Raw genomic sequence first — 22,605 nt, 5'->3', positions numbered from 1 at the left:
GCGGCAGCAGCTTGCATACTTCTTAGTTGACCTGCTCCCCGCAAAAGTCCGCGATTTGCGGTAAGTCTGTCTCCTATCGAAGGAGACAGACGATGAAGTGTTCATGGTTCACGAAAGCACAGATCATTGGCATATTGAAAGAACAACAAGCGGGGCTTGGGGCCAAGGGTCTGTGTCGGAAGCACAGCGTCAGCGATACGATCTTTTACAAATGGCGTGCCAAGTTTGGCAGCATGGAAGTGTCGGATGCGAAGAAGCTGATGGCGCTGGAGACCGAGAATGCTCAGTTCAAGAAGCTAACGACCGAAAAGATGATGGATGTGCCCATATTGAAGGAAATGCTGGGAAAAAACTTCCGAAGCCTGGTGCGCGGCGGCGTGCCCTAGACTGGGCCATGACACAGAAGGGATACCGCAGCTGAGGGACTGCGCTTTGGCGGGGATTGATCCGCGTGTGTATCGACGACCGCCAACGCGATCGGAAGACACTGACTTCCGGGCACTGGAGTGCCCCCACTGAAGTGGTCCACCAAGTGGGATATTCTTATCCCGATTTCAGGAGGACCAAGAGATGGCTGGAAAGCGAGACAAACCGGAAGAGATCGTGCTGAAGCTGCGGCAGGTTGAAGTTCTGCAAGGACAGGGCAACTCGATCGCTGATGCTGTTCGGCAGATCGGCGTAACGCAGCAGACCTATTATCGATGGCGCAAAGAATATGGTGGCATGAGCCGTGATCAGTTGAAGCGGCTGAAGGAGTTGGAGACCGAGAAAGCCCGGCTCAGGCGTGCCGTGTCGGACTTGACGCTGGACAAGATGATCCTGACCGAGGCCGCCCGGGGAAACTTCTGAGCCCTTCCCCGCCGTCGTCAGTGCATAGATCATGTGCGGCAGGCCCTTGGCGTGTCTGAGCGCCGGGCTTGCCGCACCCTCGGGCAGCATCGTTCCACGCAGCGCAAGGTTCCCTGTGGCCTGCCGGACGAAGAGCAACTGACCGATGACATCATTGAGCTGGCGCGAGTGTTCGGGCGCTATGGATATCGCATGATCACCGGGATGCTGAACAACAGCGGCTGGCATGTGAACCATAAGACGGTCGAACGGATCTGGCGGCAGGAGGGGCTGAAAGTCCCGCAAAAACAACCCAAGAAGGGACGGCTCTGGCTGAATGATGGGTCGTGCGTCCGGCTGCGGCCAGAACGCCCAAACCACGTTTGGTCCTATGACTTCGTCCAGGATCGAACCCACGACGGGCGGATCTTCCGCACCCTCAATATCATCGATGAGTTCACGAAGGAGGCCCTGGTCATCCGTGTCAAACGCAAGCTCAATTCAACCGACGTGGTCGATGCTCTGACTGACTTGTTCATCTTGCGCGGCCCGCCCGCGTTTATAAGGTCCGACAATGGCGCGGAATTTATCGCCAAGAAGGTGCGCACCTGGATTGGCGCGGTAGGCGCCAAGACGGCCTTCATCGCACCAGGATCTCCATGGGAGAACGGCTATTGCGAAAGCTTCAATGCCCGCTTCCGGGACGAGCTTTTGAACGGCGAGGTCTTCTATACGCTGCGAGAGGCCCAGATCCTGATCGAGAGATGGCGGCGCCACTACAACACAGTCAGACCGCACAGCGCTCTGGGATACCGGCCACCAGCACCCGAAAGCATCGTCCCAATAGACCAGAGGCCGACCATACACTAACATTCACACCGGACCACTCGATGGGGGCAGCCCAGTAGTTCAAAGTTTCTTCGTAATTGGCCACTCAAACACAGATGCGTTTGCGGACAGTTGGTCGACAACCAGCACGCAAACAGTTCCTGTTCCTCAGTTGCCAGATGGCGCCATGGTCGAGAACAGTTCCGCGATCTGCATCATGATCGGAACCAACACGATGATAAGATTCACCGGAAAAAGGCAGGTTGCCATCGGGAACAGCATCTTGATCGGCAACGCGTTTGCCTTTTCCTCGGCTTTGATGAGGCGTGTCTGACGCATTTCCTTGCTGAAGACACGCAGGGTCTTGATTACACTTGATCCTAACTCCATCGATTGGCGGAACAGGACCGAGAGCGTGCGCGCCTCGTCCAAGTGAATTCGGTTAGCAAAGTTATTCAGTGCCTCATGCAACGGACGGCCTGCGCGCACCTCAAGAGAGATAATGGACAAATGCTGGCCGAAGCTTGGCTTGGTGTGCAGGAATTCGTGAGCCACGCGGTCGATTGCGGCCTCGATGCTCATGCCTGAGTCCACGCAAACAACTAGAAGATCCATAAAATCCGGGAAAAGACGACGATAAGCAATCTGGTTCTTATTGGCCTGTCGATCCAGCATCGCGTTAACCAAGATGAAAGCGAGACCCGACACGATTGCTGCTAGAACCAACGCAATGGTTGAGGTCAATGCCCCCGAAAGATTCATCACTCCATACCAAACGAATGGAAAGACGACAGAGGTCACCGCCAGGCGGAGAAGTTGAAATGTCCGCTTGGCGTCCCGGGAAAAATATCCGGCCCTTATTAGGCGCATCTCAAGACCTTGAGGCTCGTTGCGGCGCATCACCTCGTAATAATGCTGGATGTCGTCGTTTTCAGAGGCAAAAACCGCCTCAGCTCGCGCATCGCGCAGTTGTTGCTCAACCGATACCTGATCCAGATTGCGCCTGATCTCGCGGCTGCGCACCACAGAATTTAGAATGGTAAAGATCAGGATCAGGACGGCAACGAAGACCGCGACGAGGATCAATGTGTCATTCATGGTGTTTTGCCATTTTCCCGCTTTCTATGGTCATTAATTCAGAAGTCGAATCTCACAAGTTTGTTTAGGATCAGCATGCCAATGCTCATAAGGACCAGGATCGTGACGACCACCACGGTGCCATAGCCGCTGTCCCAGACCGGATCGAAATATGAAGGAACCAGGGTCGATATCATAAGATAGAGAAGGAAGGGAAAGGCAGCCATAATGATCGATGTGATCCGCCCCTCGGCCGAGATCGCACGAATCTTGTTGCGCAGCATGGACCGGTCGCGGATCATTCCCGAAAGGTTCTCGAGGATTTCGGACAGGTTGCCGCCAGTGCTGCGCTGCACGGTTACGGTCACGGTCAGCAGGTTCAGCTCATCCGCACCGACTCGGTCCACCATACGCAGCATCGCGTCGTCCAGTTCGGAGCCGAAAGTAAGCTGATCACTAAGAATACCAAATTCGCTGCCGATCGGATCTGGCATCTCACGGCCCACGAGTGCGATCGCAGAGGTCAGCGGATGGCCTGAGTTCATACTGCGCACAATAATGTCTAGCGCATCAGGAAGCTGTTCGACGAATTTCGCGATGCGCCGCGTCCGTGCCCGCATTACTAGCGCAATAATCGCGCCTGGACCGATTGCAAGCGTCAGAAGAACACGAAATGTCGTGTCAGGGGTTAGCCAGGCCGCAACAAGCCATGCTCCCAGCATGATGACCATCGCATAGAAAACACGACGAGGAACAGACAGCAAAAGACCGGATTGCCGGTAGATCCGCGACAACCATCCAAACGAAAAAAATCCGACGCGATCGACGCCGCGATCGCTTAGCAGACCTTTATAGGCTGTCAACTGATCGGCACCGCCCTTCAGCCGCTCCATCCGCGCGTTGGTCTCGCGATTTGCGCTGCGCGCGCTAAAAAGACGCCGTAGGATCACATCGGAAAGTAGCAGCACTGCGCCGAAAATGAAGCCGTATATGACTATAATTGACATTGGACCCCGTCAGAGCTTGGTGGTCGGATCGAAGATGGACATGTCCACCTTAAGGCCGATGGTGCTGATATCGGACAGGAACCGCGGACGGATCCCTGTCGGGCGGAATTCTCCTATTACGCGCCCGTCGTCGTCCACCCCAGTGCGCTGGTATTTCATGATATCCTGGATCTGGACGACGTCGCCCTCCATCCCTGTCAGCTCCGAAATCGCCGTCACCCGCCGCGAGCCGTCCCGCATGCGCGACAACTGGATGATCAATTGAATAGCGGAAGCGATCTGCGAACGGATGCTTAGCTGGCTCATGGGCATTCCAGCCATGCCGACCATCTGTTCCATACGGCTGAGTGCATCGCGCGGGTTGTTGGCATGGATCGTGGACATAGAGCCTTCATGACCCGTGTTCATGGCCTGAAGCATGTCGAATGCCTCGCCTCCCCTCACCTCGCCGATAATGATGCGGTCAGGCCGCATCCGCAGCGCGTTCTTTACGAGATCACGCTGCGCAATTTCGTTGCGTCCATCCAAAGTTGGCGGGCGCGTTTCAAGCCGGACTACATGCGGCTGCTGTAATTGAAGTTCTGCTGCATCCTCGATTGTTACAAGACGTTCTTCATGCGGAATGAAGGCCGATAGCGCATTCAGAAACGTAGTCTTGCCTGAGCCTGTTCCGCCCGAAATCACCATCGAAATCTTGCCTTCGACGGCCGCGGCAAGAAGTTTCGCCATACCGGGGGGGATAGCGCCGTAATTCACAAGCGTTTCAAGCTGGAGCGGCTTTTTCGAAAATTTTCGGATCGAGACCTGTGGGCCGTCCACGGCCACGGGTCTAATTGCTGCGTTGACGCGCGAGCCATCTGCTAAGCGAGCATCGACGAGAGGCGAGGACTCATCGACGCGTCGGCCGACCGATGCCACAATTTTGTTAATGATCCGCAGAAGATGCTGTTCGTCCTTGAAGCGCACATCGGTCCTCTTCAACCGCCCGCCCCGTTCGATATAGACCGTCTTTGGTCCCACAATCAGGATATCCGAGATCGTATCGTCCTTCAGAAGCGGCTCGATTGGACCGAGGCCAAGCATCTCGTCGCCAAGATCGGAGATCAGCGAATCGAGTTCCTTAGCGTTTAGAGGGAGATTCTGCGCCTTGACATAGTCACGCACAAGGGGTCGCAACTCGTTATGAAGTTGCGTCTCTTCCATCTGATCAAGGACCGCTAGGTTGATCTTGTCCAGCAGATAGCGATGCAGGTTGACCCGTTCTGCGACCATGTCGGGCATCCCTGCGGCGTCATCGGGATTGCGAGTGGCGGCAGGCGGTGGCACAATTGATGTATCGGGTGTCTGATCTGCACCCCGCGGGCTGGCGTCAGGATGCAGCGGCGCATGTCCGCCAAGCCCCTGTGGCTGTTCCTGTTCCGGAGGCTTTCTGAAAAACCGACCTACCACGTGTTATCCTCCCGTCGCATGAGACTCATTTCACTATCACTTTCGTTCCAACAGCAACTTTGTCGAACAACTCGATTACATCGGCATTGGTCAATCGAAAACATCCCGATGTCTCGTATCCGCCCACGGTCTCGGCGTTGTTGGTGCCATGGATGCGGTAAAGCGTGTCGCGGCCCCCGCTATAAAGGTAAATAGCACGCGCGCCCAATGGGTTATAGGGACCCGAGGGCACGAAGGTCGGCAACGACGGATCGCGGCGCCGCATATCGGCTGGCGGACGCCATTCCGGCCAAGTGGCTTTTCGTCCGACGGTCGTTGTGCCGGTCCAGACAAAACCGTCGCGTCCCACGCTGATCTCATAACGCGCCGCCTGGTTGTTGCCCAGCACCACATGCAGCGTGCGCTCGGTGTTCGAAATGATGATCGTGCCCGGCTTCTCATTGCTTTGAAAAGGCACAATCTGGCGCGATGTCGCGCCATGGTCACGGGGCACGCGCTTCAGTTCGGCCTGCGCCATACCCGGAAAAACGGACAGAGCCGTCAAACCGGCAAGCGCGTCGCGACGTGTCAGACGGGTCGTCATGCCTGCACCTTTTCTGCCAACACCACGTCATTGGCGTACTTCGTCAGCGCCTTTAAAAACTTGGAAGACGAGTTGACATCGCTCAGCGTCACGCCGCGATCCATTGCCTCGGCCATCAGATCGTGCTCGTCCGGCAGGTAATCGAAGGGTGTCTCGCCGAACAACTGCTTCAGCTTGGCCTTGGGGATGCGGTCCCCGCTGAAGAGCCCCTTGCGCCGCTTGTTGATAAGTACATGCACAGGCTTCTTGGGGCCGCCCATCTCGCGGATGCTTTCCAACATGTCCATCGTGTGCTTGATCGAGGGCAGGTTCATTTCACAGACAATCGTGACGGTATTGACGCCTGATAATACATCCTGGCGCCAGTCTGTCTCATAATAGGGAATATCCAGCACTGTATGAGTGTGCTGCACGGTCACCACATCCAGCATCCTCAGCACCAGCTCATAACAGTTGAGGCTGGTCACAACTTCGCGGCGCTTAAAGGAATAGACGATCATGCCGTGATCATGCTTCTGCTGCAGCAGATTCACGAACTCGCTGTCGATCCGGCTGGGGTTTGAGATCACGCTGTCAAGGTTAAAGCCCGATGTAAGGTTGAGCAAGTAACCACATGACCCGGTTGAGAAATCCAGGTCGAACAGTGCAACGCTCCCATTCGCCTTATCCTTAGCCAGACGGCGCGCAATGATCTCGGACAGCGATACAGCAACAGTCGTGGCCCCCGACCCGCCGACAGCGGAAATGATCGCATGCACACGCGTGCTGGACTGCTTAGAAGTCCGGATTCCGCTCTGGATCGAATTGAGGAATTCACCGAAATTCACCGGCTTGCGCAGCCAATCATGCACCTTGAGCTTCAGAAGTTTGCGCACCTGGGCATCATCCAGCGCCTCGGAGACGATCACGATAGGAACGTCGCCATAATGCCCTCGGATCGAGGAAAGTATCTCAAGTTCCGATGCCGTCACACTGCCAATGTCCAAGACTATGATATCGGGCGTATAGCCGCCCGGTGCGCGCATCATTTCTTCGAATGTCGCAACCTCACGCAGGAAATGCGACATCTTCTCGACATGGTGAGCGATGACGGAGAAGTCGGGCTGCCCTGTATCCAGGACCAGCACCGTATTCTTGCGCATCTTGTTGCGCCCGGGAAGAATATCGTTTTCAATCATATTCATATTGTGTTTGACAGATCTTCGCTTGTGATGGTGACGGGATGAGCGGGGATAGTGATGTTGTTAAGCCCCAGCAGTGCGCCAAGGAAGAAAAAATTGAAGTTCAGATCACGTGTCTCGACAGTGATCGACACCACCGGCCCGCCGGGGCGCCCCACATAGCCAAGGCCGGAACGATAATAGGTGACACGGATGTTTTCCGGCCTGATCAGACCGTTCAAATCGCACATCCCAAGCCGGTTTCCGGCACTCGGGTCGCACGTCAGATCTGTTGAGCTTCCAAACACCAACCGGTTTATCCCGTCAGTGTTGCAAGCCGCAGCCCCGGCTCCACAGGAAATTTGTAATCCGTCTTGTGGAACAGGGTCGCCAACTTCAGGGGCTGGGGAGGTATACGTCTCAAATGGTCCCAAACTTACTAAAGGGTCTGATACGGCTAGAAACCGCGCACCATATTGCATCGCCTTGACGGTCTGGTTCCATTGCACCACGGCCACGCCGAATTCTATGAAGGTGGCAAAGGTTAGGAGGATGATCGGAAAAACAATAAGCCCTTCGACCAAGGTAGCCCCTTCCTCGGAGCGGCGGAAAAGTCGCGCGCGCTTCACCATCCCATGTACCTCTGGTTATGCGTGTAGGTGAAGGTGAAGGCATCGATCTGCAGCAGGCCGAACAAAGGCGAACCTGTATATTGGTGCCGTCCGGTCACAGTTATAATTTCGGGTGTGGGGATCGCTGTTGTCGGAAGGTTGAAAAATTCCAGCTCAACAAGAGACGTATCATCAGGCGCTACTCCATCCCAGCCCGGCACACGCGGTGTGCCAGTTCCCGCAGGGTTACCATAAAATGCCAGGTTGCGGGCGATGTCCTGAGTACAGGTATTGTAAGGCGCTATGGCGCGACAGCGCGCCATGTAACGCGCGGCGTCCCGCACCCCTACTTGAACCTGACTTCGCTGCCAGAAGACATTTCCAAATTCCAGGATGCCCACAGCAAAAATCGTAACGACAGGAACAACGATCAGTGTTTCGGTAAACAGAGCACCCTCTGTCCCCGAAACGAAAGTCCGGAGCCTCTGAAGAGCGGATTTTCTGTTCATAGCCGACATATGGACCCAAACTGCTTCAATGCATGCCAACGCTAACGCCTTGCCGCGCTTTCGAAATCAACGATCGACCGGCCCGATCCGAAAGAGGCGCGGCAAAGCTATCACCCTGCCGCGCCTCAGGTTTCAGCCATCCACGACAATTGTGGTGTTCGAGGCCGCGGGAGGGAACGGATTAATCGTGTGAATCCCCGTGTTACTCTCCGAGGCATCACCAGCCCCGAAACTCACGGAATCACGGCGATTAAGATAATCCGCGCAGGCCGAAAGGCTAGCCAGCAGCATAACGGCGACCAAGGCCCTATTTCTTTTGGACAAGCGCATCATCAAACTCCAGATCAATCATGTGGCCATAGGGACCGATGATACCTTCGCCATCGACGAAGGAACGGATCATGTCCTTGTTTACTTCCAGCATGCCCAGCAGAAACAGCTCGACATCGTTGGACGCCCGCGCATTATCCAGCGGAGAGCCAAGTGGCTCGTTCTGCGTGCTGGGGCGTACAAGGCGCGGGGTTACCAGGATCACCAGATCGGTTTCCCGCTTCTGGAACTCGGTCGAACGGAATAGAGCACCCAGGATCGGGATCTGCCCGATCCACGGAACCTGCTGAACGTTGCGCTCGTTGTCGGTCTGCAGAAGACCTGCAATCGCAAAGCTCTGCCCGTCGCGCAGCGACACGGTGGTATCAGCGCGACGCGTGATGAAGGCCACATCTCCAGCAGCAGTAGGAGCCGAAGTGTCGATATCGCTGACTTCAGGACGGATCCGCAGGCTGATCAGCGAATCGTCCAGAACCACCGGGCGGAAGTTCAGTCGCACACCATATTCACGGTAATCGGTGCCGCTCACGGTGACATTGCCGTCTGCGTCCCGTTCAAAAGAATCGATCGGAACCTCGCCGCCGACCACGAAATTGGCCTCTACCCCATTGGACGTCACTAGGGTCGGGTTTGCGAGACGACGGGCCAGCCCCTTGGTTTCCAGCGCATTGATCACGATGTCGATATCGGCGCCAGCGCCGGCCAGAAGGTTGCCCACGAAGCTGCCGAAGGGGACACTTCCACCCCTACCTCCTGTCGTCATGCGATTGCTTGACAGCTCCACGCCCAGTTCACGCCCGGCGCGGCGGCTGACTTCCAGAATCCGGACATCCAACTGGACCTGCTGCGGATCGGTAATGCGGATAGCGTTCACCACCGGCTGATCGCTGAACTGCTGCGCAATCTCGAGAACACGATCAAGCGATGGCCCGTCACGTACCTCGCCAGACACACGCACGCGCCCGTTCAAATTGGCCACAGAAACTTGCGCATTCGGGACCGCACGGTTGATCGCCTGCTGCAATTCCTCGAAATCGACCCGCACATTCAGGATCATCGCACCCAGCAATTCCTTGTTCTGCCCATAGAAGGACACGTTCGTGGAGCCGGGGTTGTTGGCCTGCACATAGACCGAGCTGTTGGTCAGTGGAAACACATCCGCGACCGAAGTATTTCCGACCACGATATCGTTGAACGGGCGATCAGTTCGCACCGTCAGGGTAAAGCCGGGTTTCAACATCAAGGGTTCCACCACGCTGTCACCACCCAGCGCTACCATACGCTCCTGGGCATGTAGCGTCGCGGCCCATCCCGCAAGCGCCGGCACCATGATGGCAAGGAACAGGGCGTGCGAAGCAAATGCCACGACCCCCTGCCCAAAACCTGTCAACCTGTCTTTCAAATGCTTCATGTTCGTCCCGCTCCGTGTTACGGCGCCTTGTGAATGCGGCGCCCTGTCTGCCTCTAGGTCGAAGCATGCCCCTTAATTCCGGGGCATGTCATTTGGTTTCCACTCTGTATTCCTGGCGTTGACCGTTCCGCGCCACGCCGATAGTGACAAAGCTTGGCGCTGCAGGCGGCACCTCGACGACCACTTCTTTTTCCACGACCTGCGGTTCGCCGGCACGTGCGGCGACGAGGTTCTGCTCGACTTCGGCAAGTTTATCGGTCACGTCGCTGCCCATGCTGCGAATCATCTCTTCCAACGCAGCCAGACGCGCAGTCTGCGCATCAAGACGCTCCTGCTCGATCCTTCGCTGTGCCTCCTCGGCGGCAGCCCGTTCAGCAGCCAGCGCCGCTGCCGATGCGCTATCGTCAAGCTCGCTCAGGGTCATTCGCTCGGGCACTTCGCCATCAGCCGACACGACGTTTAGCAATGCCAGCGAGAGGGTGCCTACGGTCGCGCCAAGGGTCAACTTCTGCGCCTCCTCGGTAGTCACTTCGAATGTCACGGTGCGCACAACGCTAGGCTGGTCTCGCGTATCGTCGGCAGTCTGGTCTATGGCCACGACACGCACACCCTGAAGCAACACATCGACAAACGCCTCTCCGCCGCGCCCTCCTCCATTGCGCGTCAGCAAAACATCGACGCGATCGCCAGGGAGCACGAAGCCCGCCACTCCCAGCACGTCATTCACCCGAATAGACACCGCCTTCTTCCCGGGCGAGATGGCAGTAGAAAGCTTAGCTCGCTGCCCGGGATCTGTGATCTTACTAGCCAAGACCGGCTCACCTCGCTCAATCGAAGACAGAACGAAACGAGCGGTCTCGTCCGTCGCACCTTCGATCGCAGCCGTATCGGTAAACGCACCATCAGGTAGGGTTTCACTCGCCCAGGGGATCACCTGAAGTTTTTCCGCGGTTATCCGCTCGCCAAAACGCATCTGACTGCGCGCCACTACGATTGTGTTCAAAGGCACTCCGCGCTCACCTCGGGAGGCCTGCTCAATCTGCTGGCGTTGACTATCCAGATATGTCTGCACGCCGAATACGGCGGCTACCGCTAGCATAATAGCTATTGCTATGCTTAAAAAAGTCGATGCCCGCATCATAAAAGTCCTATTGCTCTACCCGTTCGGGAAACCCGACCCTTGTTTAAAGGCATCTACGGTGCCAGGCCTCGGTCTTACGCCGCTTGGGAACTCAGAAAAACAAGCCCACATAAGAGCCCATGATCAAGTTTCACTATAAATAAAGTTCCCCAGTTTACAAAAAATAAACCGGGGAACTCTCTGGTTATGAAAACCAGTTGTCAAATAGTGACAGTCGGCTGTCTGCTTTAAGGAGCAGCAGGAGCAGCAACGACGTTGTCATCCAGGCCTCCGACCCAAGTCGTCCAGTTGTCCCACGTGTCGGACAAGGCGTCCCCGAACAGACCAACCGCTACGATGACACCTCCCACCAGAAGGCCAAGAACGACCAGGTATTCGGTCAGCGCCAAACCATCTTCTTCCTTGCGGAACTTCTTAATCTTTGTGGCGCTGTACGCCTGAAGCGTGGTGATTGCCTTGATCATCATTTTAATTCTCCATCAGTTTCAAGTGTTTGTTGCTTAGAGCGCTGGCCCCCGCCTCGCCCAAAATTTGCCAAAATGCCGAACTCTCTACCACTCTGTTACAAGGTCGGTGGCTTCCCGCCTTCCTTATGCCTCAATATTTGCTCTAACCCTTTGTATAGTTCAAGTGTTGATTGATATTCAGCGCTTTGAGCGATCATTCAGTAAAATTCTGAAGGATTGTTCAAGAAACAAGAGACATTACCTATACTTTAGGATAGTTTTAACGGTCGAAAGTCCACCAACTGTTGCGACTATTTTTGCCACAATTTGCATTTTTTTGCCACAATTCCGATTCGCGAGTAGAGGTAATTCGGTTTCTCTGAACAGTATTCGAGCGTTTTCCCGTCAAGCGATGAAGGTGGCCGTCGGCTATTGTAGAAGCTGAGATATCGACTGATGCCTGTCCGCGCCTTGTGTACGCTGGCACAGGCCCGGAGGTTGACCTCTTCGTATTTGATGTTCCGTCAGGCGCCCTTGCCATCCACTCTGATCTTGGTCCCAGGCGCAGCAAGGACTTTGTTGAACTCGGTCGCGGTGAGTTGACTTCCTTGATTGTTGATGAAGATTTCGGGCGTGCCGTGCTTCACTAGTGCCTCTTAGGCAGCTTCGCAGAAGACACCTGCCTGCAGATTGATCGACAAATGCCATGCCAAGACGCGTCGTGTGAACCAGTACAGCACGGCAGCCAAGTAAATGAAGCTCCGCACGGGAATGCACGTAATGTCTCCTTACGGGGATTGCGAGCAATCACCTATCGGGCAATGGTCGCCCAGAGCTGATTGGACTGGGTGATTGGCAGCTTTCTAAGGAAATAAGGATATATCTGTTGATCCTTTGCTGGTTTCGAGGTGGTGGGCTTGCGATAGAGCGCCTCGAACCCCATGCGCTTCATCAGTGTGGCCACATGCAGTCGTCCGACCTTGAAGTCTTCCTGGATCAGCAGAGCTCGCAGCATCATGCTGCTGTTGCGCAGAAAATTTACTTATCCCAGCTTTTGAGATTTTCGCAGCCACTTCTCAGGACGGGCTGTCGGACGCGAATTCAAGGCTCCAGAGCTGATTTAGCCCCTGCGAGATTGCTATGGGTGCTCAGGTGCCGAGAGCTTGCTTCCTGCAGCCACGTGTGCGCGCGGTGACCCCCTCTTCCTTGTTGATGTGACACAACTTCTTCCAGTTTGCGGACCAATTCTCTCGCCGCAGGAGGATCTGCAGCCGCTGACACTCGAACCACTGTCATTTCGACGACAAATCTTTGACGCGCGCCCGCAAGTCAGTGTCTTCTGAACGCGTTGTTAGTCGCCGATACACCCGCAGATCGATCCCTGCCAAAGCTAAGGCCCGCCGCTGCAGGTATCCCTTCTGTGTCACGGCCCAGTCCACGGCGCGACGCCGAGTACCAGGCCTTAGAAGTTTTTTGCCAAAATTTTCTTGGGCGTCGAGACGTCCATCCTCTGCTCGGCCAGAAGCTTCTTGAGTTTGGGATTCTCGGCCTCCAGCGCGCTCAACTTCTCGGCGTCCGACACGTCCATGCACCCAAATTTGGCCCGCCATTTATAAAAGGTTGCATCACTGACCCCGTGCTTAAAACACAACTCTTTCGCGCCAAGCCTTGACTGATGCTCAAAATGCAGATGACCTGTTCTTCAGTGAGCCTTGATCGCTTCATCGACTGTCTACTGCGTAACGAACAGACTAACTTTAAATTCCGGACGTTTCAGGGGAGCACGTCATCATCTGTGCAGATTCTCGTGGCTAACTCTAGAGTTAGTAGTCGCCAGCAAAATAGCATCTAAAGCGAGTAAAGCTTTCGCGGCCGTGGAAAGCGGACCGGAAATGGCAAAAGGGGCACAGCTAAGGTTATGCCCCTTTCTAACGAACAAAAAGGCCTACGGCCTCAGCGCACCAGATAAGCTTCATCACGGAAGACCAAGTCAGTCGTTCCCGCACCTTGATCTGTAACGTCGATGACCTCGAAGGTGATAGCCGGGTCGGAAGGACCAGTCACGGGGTTTGTCAAAAATACTCTGGCATAAGTGATGACTTCAATCGGCAGCGACCCGCCCGTCAACCCTCCAGAGCAATCACCGATTGCCAGATACATTATCCGCCCCTCATCAACTGTAGGTGCTGCGGTACAGCTAGCCTCTAGCGGATCAGGATCCGTGACATCGCCCAATGTGTTCCTGTTAGCAACTTCGTAAAGGTACACATCATGGCGAGATGGTGTATCAATGTTCGGGTTTGCGACGTCGTCGCCTGCGGCATACGATTGTGGGACGATCTCTGCCAATATATCGTCAGCCTCTGCAGGGTAATTGAACCTCAAATAGTCTTCTACAGGCCATATGTGGTCGTTGCCGTCGGTCACAGATGCACCGCCAATCACTACTCCATCCAGAGGTTCCGGCATCGTATAATTGGCAGGATATCCCATTGCTGCCAGGTTAAATCCATTATAGGTCCAAGAACCATCGGTTGAATCTATTGAAAAAAGCGCCGGGTCTATCGATGATGCGTTCAAAAGGTAATCCCTGAAAGTAGGATCAATTTCCCCACGGCATCCATTGCTTTCCATGATGAAGCCCTTTCGGACAACGACATCGCTGGCATAGGCTGTTAGCGGGTTCTGCCGGTACAGTCCGAAACGTGTATTGTATTCGTCATTAAAGGAAGTGATCTGACCCGTTCGGGTTTCCAGGCTATCAAGTGTCACGCCACAACTGTCGAGAGTTTGGTTTGCTGGAAGAATATCCTGCCTGAAAGTTGGGTTGGTAAGGTTCCCCACACCCAGCAGGTCACCAAGGTTCAGGAAGCCGAAGTTGCCTGAGTTGGAATTGTCCCTGAGCCTGAAAAGGCGGGCATGAAACCACCCTGCGTTAAAGGCCTCCGAAACGCTACTGTAAGTCAGGTTCCCTGCCAAAGGGTTGCACACGAACATTGGTGGCGCTTCACACGCGACTTCCCGATAAGCAGCCACAGCCACAGCTGCTATCGGCACATTGACAACTGGGTTCACCCCGTCGAAAAACAGACCAAAAAACGGGCCGAGATCGCGCGACTGCGCGCGGACATTAACGAACCGCGCAGTAGTTTGGTCCGTGTTCTCGACTGGGCTATCACAAGTACTTGACGGATGGGTTACGCAAGCTGACAAATCTACCGGATCGTCATCATTTTCCGGAAGTTCCGTTAAAAACCTCACTTCGAATGCAACCGGGTCGCCCTCGACCCCGAAAGTTAGGCGTATGCTCGCGTCCTCATCAGTGCGGCCCAAGAAACTGACCGTGTTGCTTATTTCTTGCATCGCCTCGATGGCGCGGTCGATGGAATCGACGCCCCCATCCAGCTCACGCGCACCAGCCAGCGCGAGGGCGTCAGCTGCGGCCTGCAGGTCGGAATGGGCATTGTTGCCGCGACTGATGTCAATGACTAACAAAGACATACCAATGAAAACCGGCATGAACAGAAGCGTGAGAACCAACGCATAACCGCTGTCGGATCGGAAAAAACGCATTAGGACAGTCCTTTAGCAAAGGGCGTAACTGATGATGGAAGAAGGCGCGTTTCCGGCAACTAATAGGACCGGCAACCAAATCTGCCGGTCTAGGAAAACCTGCAAATTTGCGCCTACCTTCTTCATTTTATCACTATGCCGAAAGCCGTGCACTCTGTAAACCAAGGCTTGATCACATTTGGATGGCATGCGGCAACATGGTCAGTATCGCGCCAAAGGCCATCGGCACAGCATAAGGTACGCCCTTGGTTCTCGCTATCTTCGTAAGACGCGCGCGCAGGAGCCCCTTTTCCGAGGGAAACCGCCGCGCCGCCAGGATCGACATCAGCAGCAGCACTGAGCCCAGCAGCAGGAACACTACATAGATCGGCAGCATCGACCAACCCACGAAGACACCGAGAGGCAGGTAAAGCTTGACGTCCCCTGCCCCCATGGCGCCCAGCAACCACATGACGAAGCCCAGCCCAAACAAGAGCAGCCCTGCCATAACATCAGGAAGCGCACCTTCAAACCCACGCAAGGCAAGTAGCGCCAGAACCATGCCCGAAAAAATCAGAACATCACGGTTGCGGATACGGAAAGTCAGGAAATCCTGCCAAGCCAGATACAGAAGGAAACCAAAACAGAACCAAATCATGATCTGATAGGCTACTGCCATGGCTCAGTTCGTCCGATCCCCTGTGATCCCTTAGATCCCGCGCAGATCACCACGCGAGCGGCGCTGGTAATTCACCGAATTGCGTAGCAGTTCGAGATTGTTGGCCGAGAATTCATTGCTGGGGTCCATCTCATAGGCAATTAGGAAATGGCGACGCGCCACCTGAAGGTTGCCTCGCAGCAACTGAGAATAGCCATAGTTGTTGTGAAACTCGATCCGGTTCCCGATGATCGGCTGCAGCTTGCGATAAGCCATGTCGGATTGGTCAAAGCGACGCAACATATCGGATGTGGCCGCATAGCCCAGCAGCGCCTGAGGGTCATTTGGCGCCACGTCCAGCGCCCGCTTGAACAAGCTGTTGGCCTTGCCATAGTTGTCGTTCTGGAACTGAAGCTTTGCTGCGACAAGCAACTGATCGTCCGGGTAATAGTCGCGGTCAGATGTGTCAGATATCGTCGACGCTTTATCTCCGAAGGACGAGAAGTTCGCAATGCCACCTTCCGTACAGGCGGCAAGTCCCATCAGGGATACAATCATGATAGTGGCTCGCATTTTTCGGCCCAACTTTGCTGCTCAATTAAAGGAACGATAAATTGAACGACATGCATCTGTAAACTGGCGTGAACATCTGCTTGAAGTCCCTGTGCCTTATTTATCACTAACCAAAAATACATCCATGCTTTTGGATATCGTTTATTACCAGAAATACCAGCGGATCAGCCACCATCCACCGGTAGCATGTGCGGCCATTGTGAAGCCATAGGCTGCAAGCGCCAGTGCCGCCATGCCCTTGGACATGGGCGCCTTGTCACTGATGGCAGGTTCAGGACGGAAGAAGACAAGACCGCCCAGGCAAACCAACGCGATCAAAGACAGGGACTCTTGTACGAACGACACGGCTGCCGCGCAGGCTGACAAGGACAGCAGGATATGCAGACCGGTTCGTGGGCTCAGCGTAACCAGGATCTGGCGCAGGCAGCGCCCCCCGTCCAGCGGCAGAAGCGGCAACAGGTTGATGAAGTTCAGAGCGCCGATCGCCGATCCGATGGCAATAAGGATGCTCGCAAGTCCCGGCGCGACGGTTTTGACCATGTCGGCGGCAACAAGGGTCACGATCATCGGCACAAGGCTGAAGCCCGCCCCCATGATGGTCACGAAGAAATCCCGCGCATGGCTAGGAATTGTGCGTTCGGAAATCGGGGTGGTCGTAAACAGCGGTGCAAGGCGGAAACGCGCATCCTCGTGCCCCAAAAGCCGATGCGCCATGACATGTCCCATTTCGTGAAGCAAGAGCGCGAGAACCAACGCGGATCCGTAAAGTGGCTTGAAAACGAGGACTGCCGCCAAGGACAGCAGGATCCATAGGCGCAGGGATCCAAGGTCGAGTTGCGGCAGCGCAAGCCGTCCACCGGTTGTGACAATTGACCCCGCCAGAGCGCGCAATGTCAGCACAGAAATCAGCGCAGCAGATAGAATTTCCAGCATTTCAGGCCTCATTGTTTCCTGTTATCTATAAATCTGCCCGGGGGAATTGGCCATTTTGGGTCGGATTTACGGCCTTTGCAGGGCATTCGTTCACGGTGCGCTGCATCCCTTCAGTCAATTGTTGTTTTTAGCGCGACGAGACAGGACAAGCCGCGCGCAAGCTCCCCTGTCACATGTATAAATCATGTGGCTGGGGCGTGCCGATCGCTCTTCAAGTTGCAGGCAGACGAGGCTGCACCTACCACCTTGAGGTTTGCGCAAGTCCCTAAGTTTGAAACTTTATGGGTCCGGGTTTAACTCCGGGTCGATGCACAGAGATCAACGGCAACACGCTCGCCATAATTCCGTCACCTCGTAAGAAACAAGCCTCGGCACTTGTGAACTCGCCTAAACCAGTCGAGCTTAAGATGACACTATTGGTTGATGTAACGATATACTTTTGAGCTAAAAAGAAACCCGTAATACACCAATCAAGATATCGGTGTTGAATTTTTGCATTAAGCAAGATATAGTAGCCATGCAAAATGGCAGATGCAACGAAGCAGTCTTCAGCAATAGATCGATAGCTTCGTGGAAATGAAAAAATGCCAAAGAAAACCATCGTCGCGCCTGACCCCGGTCGGTTCAACCTGACCTCTTTCGCAGACATACTGCCCGGCAGAGATCAGATCATCGGGGAAGAGCCAGGCTCATTCCTTGCGTTTCACACAGCGCTAACTCAGGATCTCGCCCCGACAACACCCTACGAATGTGTTGTGGCGGAAAACCTCGTATCCATAGAATGGGAGCTATTGCTGCAGAGGCGCATGCGCGAGACGGGACTGCGCGACATCATCCGGGACGAGATCTGCAAGGCCGTCGCAGCATATCTCCAATACGAACACGAGGTCGGTGTTGATGAACAGTGGGATGCACATATACGTGCTGGCGGAACGAAGCAAGATTGGCAGCCACCAGATGACTTTGATGAGGAAGACGCCTTGGCGGCAGGTCTCGCCCTGGCGGATCGTGCAATTTCCGATGATATTCAGACCCGGATCGCAGCACATCAAGAAATCGCTTCTCTCGGTCTGGAGCCATTTGACTTGATGAAGGAAGCCTATCGGTCCTCCCGCAGCTCGGTGACGGACCACGATAGCAAGGTTCAGCAGTTGGAGAAACGTCGGCGCGAGGTCAAGCGTGATTACGACCTGCTTCAAAGAGCCCGCCCGATCCAGGCCTAGGTGATCAAGGAATGAGCAATGTCAAGATCGCGGTTCGAAACAAGGCAAATGCACAGAAAAGCACAGGCCCCAAGACCGCCCAGGGCAAGTCTGTCGTTGCAGCGAATGCGATCAGGCATGGCGCCACTGGGCGCCCCGACCCCGAAAGTATCGCCTGTTGGCTTGCCATTATTCTGGATGATCCGTCACGCCCGATGAGGGGTTTCGTCCCACGGGACGAAATGGAATTTCGGGCGCTGGCTCTTGCAGAGGCGGAAACAAAGCTGGTTGCAGCTGAACGCGCCCTTCAGGCCTTTGAAGCTGAGCGATCTTGTGAGCCTGACAATCCAAAAGGGGCACAAGAGGCGGCGCAGCACTTATTTGGCGCGCTTGATCACGGAGCAATTTCAGAAAAAGGAGTTCGGTCACTAGTATCAATAATGTCTCTTCTGGAAAAGCTTGTTGCGAATAGGGGAAGGCAAAGGTTGTTGAAACGATACATTGGCGAGGCCCAAGCCCAAAGACGCAAGGCATTCAGAGAATGGCTGTGGGTTGCAGAGGGCAATGAAACTGTCGCTTCCAATCAAGAAGCCTCAAATCCCGAAACAAACCCAAAGTAGCGCTAAAGTTGTACATCCAGAAGCCAATCAAGCGAAATTTTTTTTTCAATATTTTATTTCTTCACCGCCCCTTGATAACGGCCTTCCTGAAGCAATAACCTAAAAGAGTGTTGATCAGGTCTTCAGATCATCCGGCGCGGATCGTTTGCGTCGCGCAACGGACCTTTCAGACGGATTTCGGCAGTGCGGGCGACGCCGGGCAGCGATGCGCGCACGGCGCGCACTTCCCTGCGGGTGAGATCCCACAGACCTTCCAGCCGGACCGGTAGGCGTGCAAGATCGGTGGCCGCCATCGCAAGCACCTCATCCTCGAGCATGCCAAGATGACTGTGAAGACGGCGTGCGCCGAATGTTGCGCTGGCCCCCGCGAAACCATGCAGACGGTCGCGCAGCACCTGACGGGACCCTTCAAGACCGTCGCGGATCTCGGCAAGGGCGGTTTCGGCCTCGGTGGTGAACCTGTCCAGCAGCCGGCCAAGTTGTTCAGGGCCCAGCGTATCCTGCAAATGGGTCAGAACGTCCCGGTCCAGCAATGGTGGCGAAGATGCGCCGCCGGTCAGGGCCGCCTCGTCCGGTTGCCCCCCTGCGGCGGCGGCCTGACTGCCCCGTATCACCCGCCGCAGACCATCCCAGCGCAGGGGTTTGATGACGACATCATCCATGCCGGCATCCCTGAAGCGTCGCAGATCATGATCAAAGACATGCGCGGTCAGCGCCACGATCCGCGCGCCGGCGGATTTGCCCTTGCCCGAGCGAATGGCCTGGGCGGCCTGAACGCCATTCATCTGGGGCATGTTGATGTCCATCAGGATCAGGTCAAAGGTCTCGGCTGCGGCAAGGGCGACCCCTTCGCCGCCATCGGACGCTTCGGCCACGTGGTGCCCGTCCCGTGTCAACATCTGCCGCAGAATGAAACGATTGATGGCGTTGTCCTCGACCACCAGAACCTTGGACCGGGGCACATCCGACGGGTCAGTCTCGGCCGTGCCAAGGTCCACGGGCAATTCGACCGGGGGCAGCGGCAGGCTTACCCAGAACAGGCTTCCCGCGCCCAGAACGCTTTCGGCCCCCAGTTTGCCGCCCATGGCGTTGACCAGGCGCTTGACGATGCCAAGCCCCAATCCGGTGCCTTCGGTCTTGCGCGTGGCCGTGTCCTCAAGCCGGACGAAATCCTCGAAGATGCGGTCAAGCTGGTTCTGCGCGATCCCGGTTCCGGTATCGGCGATCTGTATCTCGATCCGCTGGCGGTCCAGTACCAGACCCTCGGTGTCGGGGGCGACATGCACCTCGATGTCAATGCTGCCCTTGAGGGTGAACTTGATGGCGTTGCCGATCAGGTTGATAAGGATTTGGCGGATACGCACCGGATCGCCGCGGAACCATCCCAGCCCGGGGGCGGATTTGTGCAATGTGAGGGTGCTGGACTGACGTTCCGCCGATGGCCTGAGACTGCGTGTCACCTCGTCCAGAAGCGCATCCAGATCGAAGGCGCGCTCTGTCAGATTGATGCCCATGGACTCGATCTCGGTCAGGTCCAGCACATCGTTGATATGGCCCAGCAAAAGCTCGCCCGATGATTGAAGGATATCCAGGTAGTCCTTCCTGTCCAGACCGTCGGCATTCGTCTGCATCAATTCGATCGCGCCAAGGATGCCGGTCAGCGGTGTACGCATCTCGTGGCTCATCACCGCCAGGAAATGCGCCTTGGCGCGTTCACTGGCCAGCGCCTTGTCGCGCGAGGCGCGCAAATCCTGTTCCGCCGCAAGCCGGGCAGAGATGTCGCGCAGAAAAAGGACATGGATCGTATTGCCGTCCCGCAGGGCTGTGCCAAGCGATACCTCGACCGGAAATTCGCTGCCGACCGCATCGCGGCCGACCATCTGCATGCGCTGGACCTGCGCCCTGCCCATCCGCTCCGGTGACAGGGCGCGGCCGTCGGCCTCGCTTATCATGTCGCCGATCATGCGCCCGCGGGCGATGCTGCCGGCCATGCCGAAGATGGTTTCGGCCGCACGGCTGAACCCCGTGATGCTGCCTGACGGATCGGTCACGATGATCGCATCCTGCGAGGTATCCACAACCGTTTCCAGCCGTGCGCTGACCAGACGGTTTTCCTTTACCCTTTGCAGGTTGATCCGGTAGAGCCGCCAGAAAACCGAGGCCAGAACAGCGGTCGAGGCGAACAGCAGCACCGTGGCCACCACAAGCAGGAACAGCGAACGCCCAAGGTCGCTTCGGGCCTTCACGTCATTCAGGGCAATCATCCGGTCGGTGGCGTCCAGCACTTCGGCAAGCGTTGCGCGGGTATCCTTGAGCGATGACACCACAAGCGCCAGCGCGTCGGTGGCTTCCGCATCATTCGCGCGGAGGGATGCCGACAGGATCGCGCTTTGGCCGCTGAAGGCGTCGAGTGATCGCATCGTTTCCGCCAGCAGCGCAGGGTCCGGCAAGGTCGCCCACGCGGTGACCGCCTGTTCCAGCCGGGCGATCCCGGCCCTCAAGGCGTCGTCTTGCCCGCGCAACAGATCCATGGCCTGCCCATTGCGGCCCATGGCCTGCAGAACGCCAAGCTCCATCTCAAGATATGTCGCTTCCAGATCATCCGCGGCACGGCTGATGGCCAGGATATCTGCCTGGCTCAACCTGTCGATCTGCCGCCATATGCCGGGTATCTGGATCATCAGGACAGAAAGCGACAGCGTGGCGCAAATGGCGGCAATGAAGGGCAGGACACGCAGCCTGAAACGGTCGCCGGCATCGTCAGGACGGTTCTCCTCAGTCACGGTCCTTCATGCCCCACCAAAAGCCACATTCATCTGTTCACGGCGCGTTTTCATCGTCGGCCCGGATGCTGATGAAACCGGGATACTCGCCATTTCAATCGCGCTTTTCACAGCATCTGTTTTCGCATCGACATCAGGCAACTGTGCGCTGGAAAAAAGTCAACTTGGACATTATCATAGATTTAATAACAGGCAAAAGCGGGGATATGCCAAAGCTTTTGCGAAATGCGGGAATGATGACTTGAAATCAAGAATACTGATCGCGGACGACCACGATCTCGTGCGCGAAACGCTTGCAAGCTACCTTGCCAAAGAAGTTGATGTGGATGTCAGCCAAAGCCGTGATCTTGACGGCGCATTGGCGCTCATCGGCACCGACGGCGCGTTCGATCTTGTGCTGCTGGACCTGACCATGCCCGGCATGACGATGCCCAGCGGGCTGATCCGCTGCCTCGAGGCGAACCGCCCCGGACCCGTGGCATTGCTGACCGGCACCACGTCCGAGGATATCGAACATCGCGCGATTCTGGATGGTGCGGCGGATTATCTGCCCAAGACGCTGGCGCCGAACGCCCTGGTTGACCGCATCAAGCGGATTCTGGCTGGGGACGTCGCCCGCCCACGGGAAACAGGTGACACAGCGGGCGATGCCCAGACGCGCGGCACACCGGTGCTGACCCGTCGGGAACGGGAGGTTCTGCAAGGTATCTGTGCTGGCAAATCCAACCGGGAAATCGCCCAGGATCTCGACGTGCAGGAGGTGACGGTCAAGCTGCACTTCAGAACCCTCAGCCGCAAGCTGGATGCGCGCAACCGCACCCATGCCGCCCTGATCGCACGTGATCTGCACCTGATCTGATCTGAGGCCCGCCTGAACAGGCCGCCACGCAAAAAGCCGGGCTTC

General features: G+C 56.0%; 20 protein-coding genes and 3 pseudogenes. 5 read left to right on the top strand and 18 right to left on the bottom strand.

The window, feature by feature from the left end:
- Window positions 1-92: 92 nt before the first annotated feature.
- Both ACFQ3C_RS15385 and ACFQ3C_RS15380 read left to right on the top strand, forming a co-directional pair.
- Window positions 93-498: pseudogene (locus tag ACFQ3C_RS15385) on the top strand (transposase); the annotation flags it as partial.
- Window positions 499-570: 72 nt separating this feature from the next.
- Window positions 571-1,698 (top strand): annotated as a pseudogene (locus tag ACFQ3C_RS15380) (IS3 family transposase).
- Between the two features lie 126 nt (window positions 1,699-1,824).
- Here ACFQ3C_RS15380 and ACFQ3C_RS15375 read toward each other — a convergent pair.
- The 16 genes and pseudogenes from ACFQ3C_RS15375 to ACFQ3C_RS15300 all read right to left on the bottom strand — a co-directional run bounded on the left by ACFQ3C_RS15375 (window position 1,825) and on the right by ACFQ3C_RS15300 (window position 16,877).
- Complete coding sequence (locus ACFQ3C_RS15375) at window positions 1,825-2,754, bottom strand: type II secretion system F family protein (protein WP_380793617.1); 930 nt, start codon at window positions 2,752-2,754, stop codon at window positions 1,825-1,827.
- 38 nt (window positions 2,755-2,792) lie between these two features.
- Window positions 2,793-3,701, bottom strand: a complete 909-nt coding sequence (locus tag ACFQ3C_RS15370) for a type II secretion system F family protein (RefSeq protein WP_380793615.1) — start codon at window positions 3,699-3,701, stop codon at window positions 2,793-2,795.
- A 48-nt stretch (window positions 3,702-3,749) separates the two neighbouring features.
- Window positions 3,750-5,189: a CpaF family protein gene (locus tag ACFQ3C_RS15365; protein ID WP_380793613.1), complete on the bottom strand. Its 1,440-nt coding sequence runs from the start codon at window positions 5,187-5,189 to the stop codon at window positions 3,750-3,752.
- Window positions 5,190-5,214: 25 nt separating this feature from the next.
- Window positions 5,215-5,772: a L,D-transpeptidase gene (locus ACFQ3C_RS15360; protein WP_380793611.1), complete on the bottom strand. Its 558-nt coding sequence runs from the start codon at window positions 5,770-5,772 to the stop codon at window positions 5,215-5,217.
- Window positions 5,769-6,956, bottom strand: coding sequence for a response regulator (locus ACFQ3C_RS15355; RefSeq protein ID WP_380793609.1), 1,188 nt, complete (start codon window positions 6,954-6,956; stop codon window positions 5,769-5,771). The genes ACFQ3C_RS15360 and ACFQ3C_RS15355 overlap by 4 nt, the downstream gene beginning before the upstream one ends.
- Window positions 6,953-7,564: a TadE/TadG family type IV pilus assembly protein gene (locus ACFQ3C_RS15350; RefSeq protein ID WP_380793607.1), complete on the bottom strand. Its 612-nt coding sequence runs from the start codon at window positions 7,562-7,564 to the stop codon at window positions 6,953-6,955. The genes ACFQ3C_RS15355 and ACFQ3C_RS15350 overlap by 4 nt, the downstream gene beginning before the upstream one ends.
- Window positions 7,558-8,052: a TadE/TadG family type IV pilus assembly protein gene (locus tag ACFQ3C_RS15345; protein WP_380793605.1), complete on the bottom strand. Its 495-nt coding sequence runs from the start codon at window positions 8,050-8,052 to the stop codon at window positions 7,558-7,560. Before ACFQ3C_RS15345 ends, ACFQ3C_RS15350 begins: the two co-directional genes overlap by 7 nt.
- Before the next feature lie 307 nt (window positions 8,053-8,359).
- Window positions 8,360-9,793: a type II and III secretion system protein family protein gene (locus ACFQ3C_RS15340; RefSeq protein ID WP_380793603.1), complete on the bottom strand. Its 1,434-nt coding sequence runs from the start codon at window positions 9,791-9,793 to the stop codon at window positions 8,360-8,362.
- Between the two features lie 88 nt (window positions 9,794-9,881).
- Window positions 9,882-10,931, bottom strand: a complete 1,050-nt coding sequence (gene cpaB / locus ACFQ3C_RS15335) for a Flp pilus assembly protein CpaB (RefSeq protein ID WP_380793601.1) — start codon at window positions 10,929-10,931, stop codon at window positions 9,882-9,884.
- A gap of 230 nt (window positions 10,932-11,161) precedes the next feature.
- Entirely contained in the window at window positions 11,162-11,398 is a 237-nt protein-coding gene (locus ACFQ3C_RS15330; RefSeq protein ID WP_380793599.1) for a Flp family type IVb pilin, read from the bottom strand.
- 793 nt (window positions 11,399-12,191) lie between these two features.
- Window positions 12,192-12,395, bottom strand: a complete 204-nt coding sequence (locus ACFQ3C_RS15325) for a hypothetical protein (RefSeq protein WP_380793597.1) — start codon at window positions 12,393-12,395, stop codon at window positions 12,192-12,194.
- A 70-nt stretch (window positions 12,396-12,465) separates the two neighbouring features.
- Window positions 12,466-13,105 (bottom strand): annotated as a pseudogene (locus ACFQ3C_RS15320) (transposase); the annotation flags it as partial.
- A 228-nt stretch (window positions 13,106-13,333) separates the two neighbouring features.
- Complete coding sequence (locus ACFQ3C_RS15315) at window positions 13,334-14,953, bottom strand: pilus assembly protein TadG-related protein (RefSeq protein WP_380793595.1); 1,620 nt, start codon at window positions 14,951-14,953, stop codon at window positions 13,334-13,336.
- Window positions 14,954-15,125: 172 nt separating this feature from the next.
- Window positions 15,126-15,611 (bottom strand): A24 family peptidase, encoded by a 486-nt coding sequence (locus ACFQ3C_RS15310; RefSeq protein WP_380793593.1) that lies wholly within the window; start codon window positions 15,609-15,611, stop codon window positions 15,126-15,128.
- 30 nt (window positions 15,612-15,641) lie between these two features.
- The gene (locus ACFQ3C_RS15305) at window positions 15,642-16,148 is read right to left on the bottom strand and encodes a hypothetical protein (protein WP_380793591.1); all 507 of its coding nucleotides are present in this window, start codon (window positions 16,146-16,148) and stop codon (window positions 15,642-15,644) included.
- A gap of 159 nt (window positions 16,149-16,307) precedes the next feature.
- Window positions 16,308-16,877, bottom strand: a complete 570-nt coding sequence (locus tag ACFQ3C_RS15300) for a hypothetical protein (RefSeq protein ID WP_380793589.1) — start codon at window positions 16,875-16,877, stop codon at window positions 16,308-16,310.
- An 803-nt stretch (window positions 16,878-17,680) separates the two neighbouring features.
- Between ACFQ3C_RS15300 and ACFQ3C_RS15295 the strand changes: the two genes are divergently transcribed.
- Window positions 17,681-18,319: a hypothetical protein gene (locus ACFQ3C_RS15295; RefSeq protein WP_380793587.1), complete on the top strand. Its 639-nt coding sequence runs from the start codon at window positions 17,681-17,683 to the stop codon at window positions 18,317-18,319.
- Between the two features lie 11 nt (window positions 18,320-18,330).
- Entirely contained in the window at window positions 18,331-18,918 is a 588-nt protein-coding gene (locus ACFQ3C_RS15290; RefSeq protein WP_380793584.1) for a hypothetical protein, read from the top strand.
- A gap of 122 nt (window positions 18,919-19,040) precedes the next feature.
- On the opposite strand, the gene ACFQ3C_RS15285 is transcribed toward ACFQ3C_RS15290, so the two are convergent.
- Both ACFQ3C_RS15285 and ACFQ3C_RS15280 read right to left on the bottom strand, forming a co-directional pair.
- Window positions 19,041-21,701: an ATP-binding protein gene (locus ACFQ3C_RS15285; protein WP_380793580.1), complete on the bottom strand. Its 2,661-nt coding sequence runs from the start codon at window positions 21,699-21,701 to the stop codon at window positions 19,041-19,043.
- 6 nt (window positions 21,702-21,707) lie between these two features.
- Entirely contained in the window at window positions 21,708-21,842 is a 135-nt protein-coding gene (locus tag ACFQ3C_RS15280) for a hypothetical protein (RefSeq protein WP_380793576.1), read from the bottom strand.
- Between the two features lie 100 nt (window positions 21,843-21,942).
- Between ACFQ3C_RS15280 and ACFQ3C_RS15275 the strand changes: the two genes are divergently transcribed.
- On the top strand, window positions 21,943-22,560 hold the full coding sequence (locus tag ACFQ3C_RS15275; protein WP_380793573.1) for a response regulator transcription factor: 618 nt from the start codon (window positions 21,943-21,945) through the stop codon (window positions 22,558-22,560).
- Window positions 22,561-22,605 lie beyond the last annotated feature (45 nt).

The sequence above is a fragment of the Seohaeicola saemankumensis genome (assembly GCF_042678485.1).
GTDB lineage: Bacteria > Pseudomonadota > Alphaproteobacteria > Rhodobacterales > Rhodobacteraceae > Seohaeicola > Seohaeicola saemankumensis.
Note: the sequence above shows the minus strand (reverse complement) of the source record. Positions and strands in the feature narration are given on the sequence as shown.

Coding starts and splice junctions, on each gene's coding strand:
- ACFQ3C_RS15375 (WP_380793617.1), bottom strand. CDS start 2,754: ATGAATGACACATTGATCCTCGTCGCGGTCTTCGTTGCCGTCCTGATC.
- ACFQ3C_RS15360 (WP_380793611.1), bottom strand. CDS start 5,772: ATGACGACCCGTCTGACACGTCGCGACGCGCTTGCCGGTTTGACGGCT.
- ACFQ3C_RS15355 (WP_380793609.1), bottom strand. CDS start 6,956: ATGAATATGATTGAAAACGATATTCTTCCCGGGCGCAACAAGATGCGC.
- ACFQ3C_RS15350 (WP_380793607.1), bottom strand. CDS start 7,564: ATGGTGAAGCGCGCGCGACTTTTCCGCCGCTCCGAGGAAGGGGCTACC.
- ACFQ3C_RS15345 (WP_380793605.1), bottom strand. CDS start 8,052: ATGAACAGAAAATCCGCTCTTCAGAGGCTCCGGACTTTCGTTTCGGGG.
- ACFQ3C_RS15340 (WP_380793603.1), bottom strand. CDS start 9,793: ATGAAGCATTTGAAAGACAGGTTGACAGGTTTTGGGCAGGGGGTCGTG.
- cpaB (WP_380793601.1), bottom strand. CDS start 10,931: ATGCGGGCATCGACTTTTTTAAGCATAGCAATAGCTATTATGCTAGCG.
- ACFQ3C_RS15330 (WP_380793599.1), bottom strand. CDS start 11,398: ATGATCAAGGCAATCACCACGCTTCAGGCGTACAGCGCCACAAAGATT.
- ACFQ3C_RS15325 (WP_380793597.1), bottom strand. CDS start 12,395: ATGCTGCGAGCTCTGCTGATCCAGGAAGACTTCAAGGTCGGACGACTG.
- ACFQ3C_RS15315 (WP_380793595.1), bottom strand. CDS start 14,953: ATGCGTTTTTTCCGATCCGACAGCGGTTATGCGTTGGTTCTCACGCTT.
- ACFQ3C_RS15310 (WP_380793593.1), bottom strand. CDS start 15,611: ATGGCAGTAGCCTATCAGATCATGATTTGGTTCTGTTTTGGTTTCCTT.
- ACFQ3C_RS15305 (WP_380793591.1), bottom strand. CDS start 16,148: ATGATTGTATCCCTGATGGGACTTGCCGCCTGTACGGAAGGTGGCATT.
- ACFQ3C_RS15300 (WP_380793589.1), bottom strand. CDS start 16,877: ATGGCGCATCGGCTTTTGGGGCACGAGGATGCGCGTTTCCGCCTTGCA.
- ACFQ3C_RS15295 (WP_380793587.1), top strand. CDS start 17,681: ATGCCAAAGAAAACCATCGTCGCGCCTGACCCCGGTCGGTTCAACCTG.
- ACFQ3C_RS15290 (WP_380793584.1), top strand. CDS start 18,331: ATGAGCAATGTCAAGATCGCGGTTCGAAACAAGGCAAATGCACAGAAA.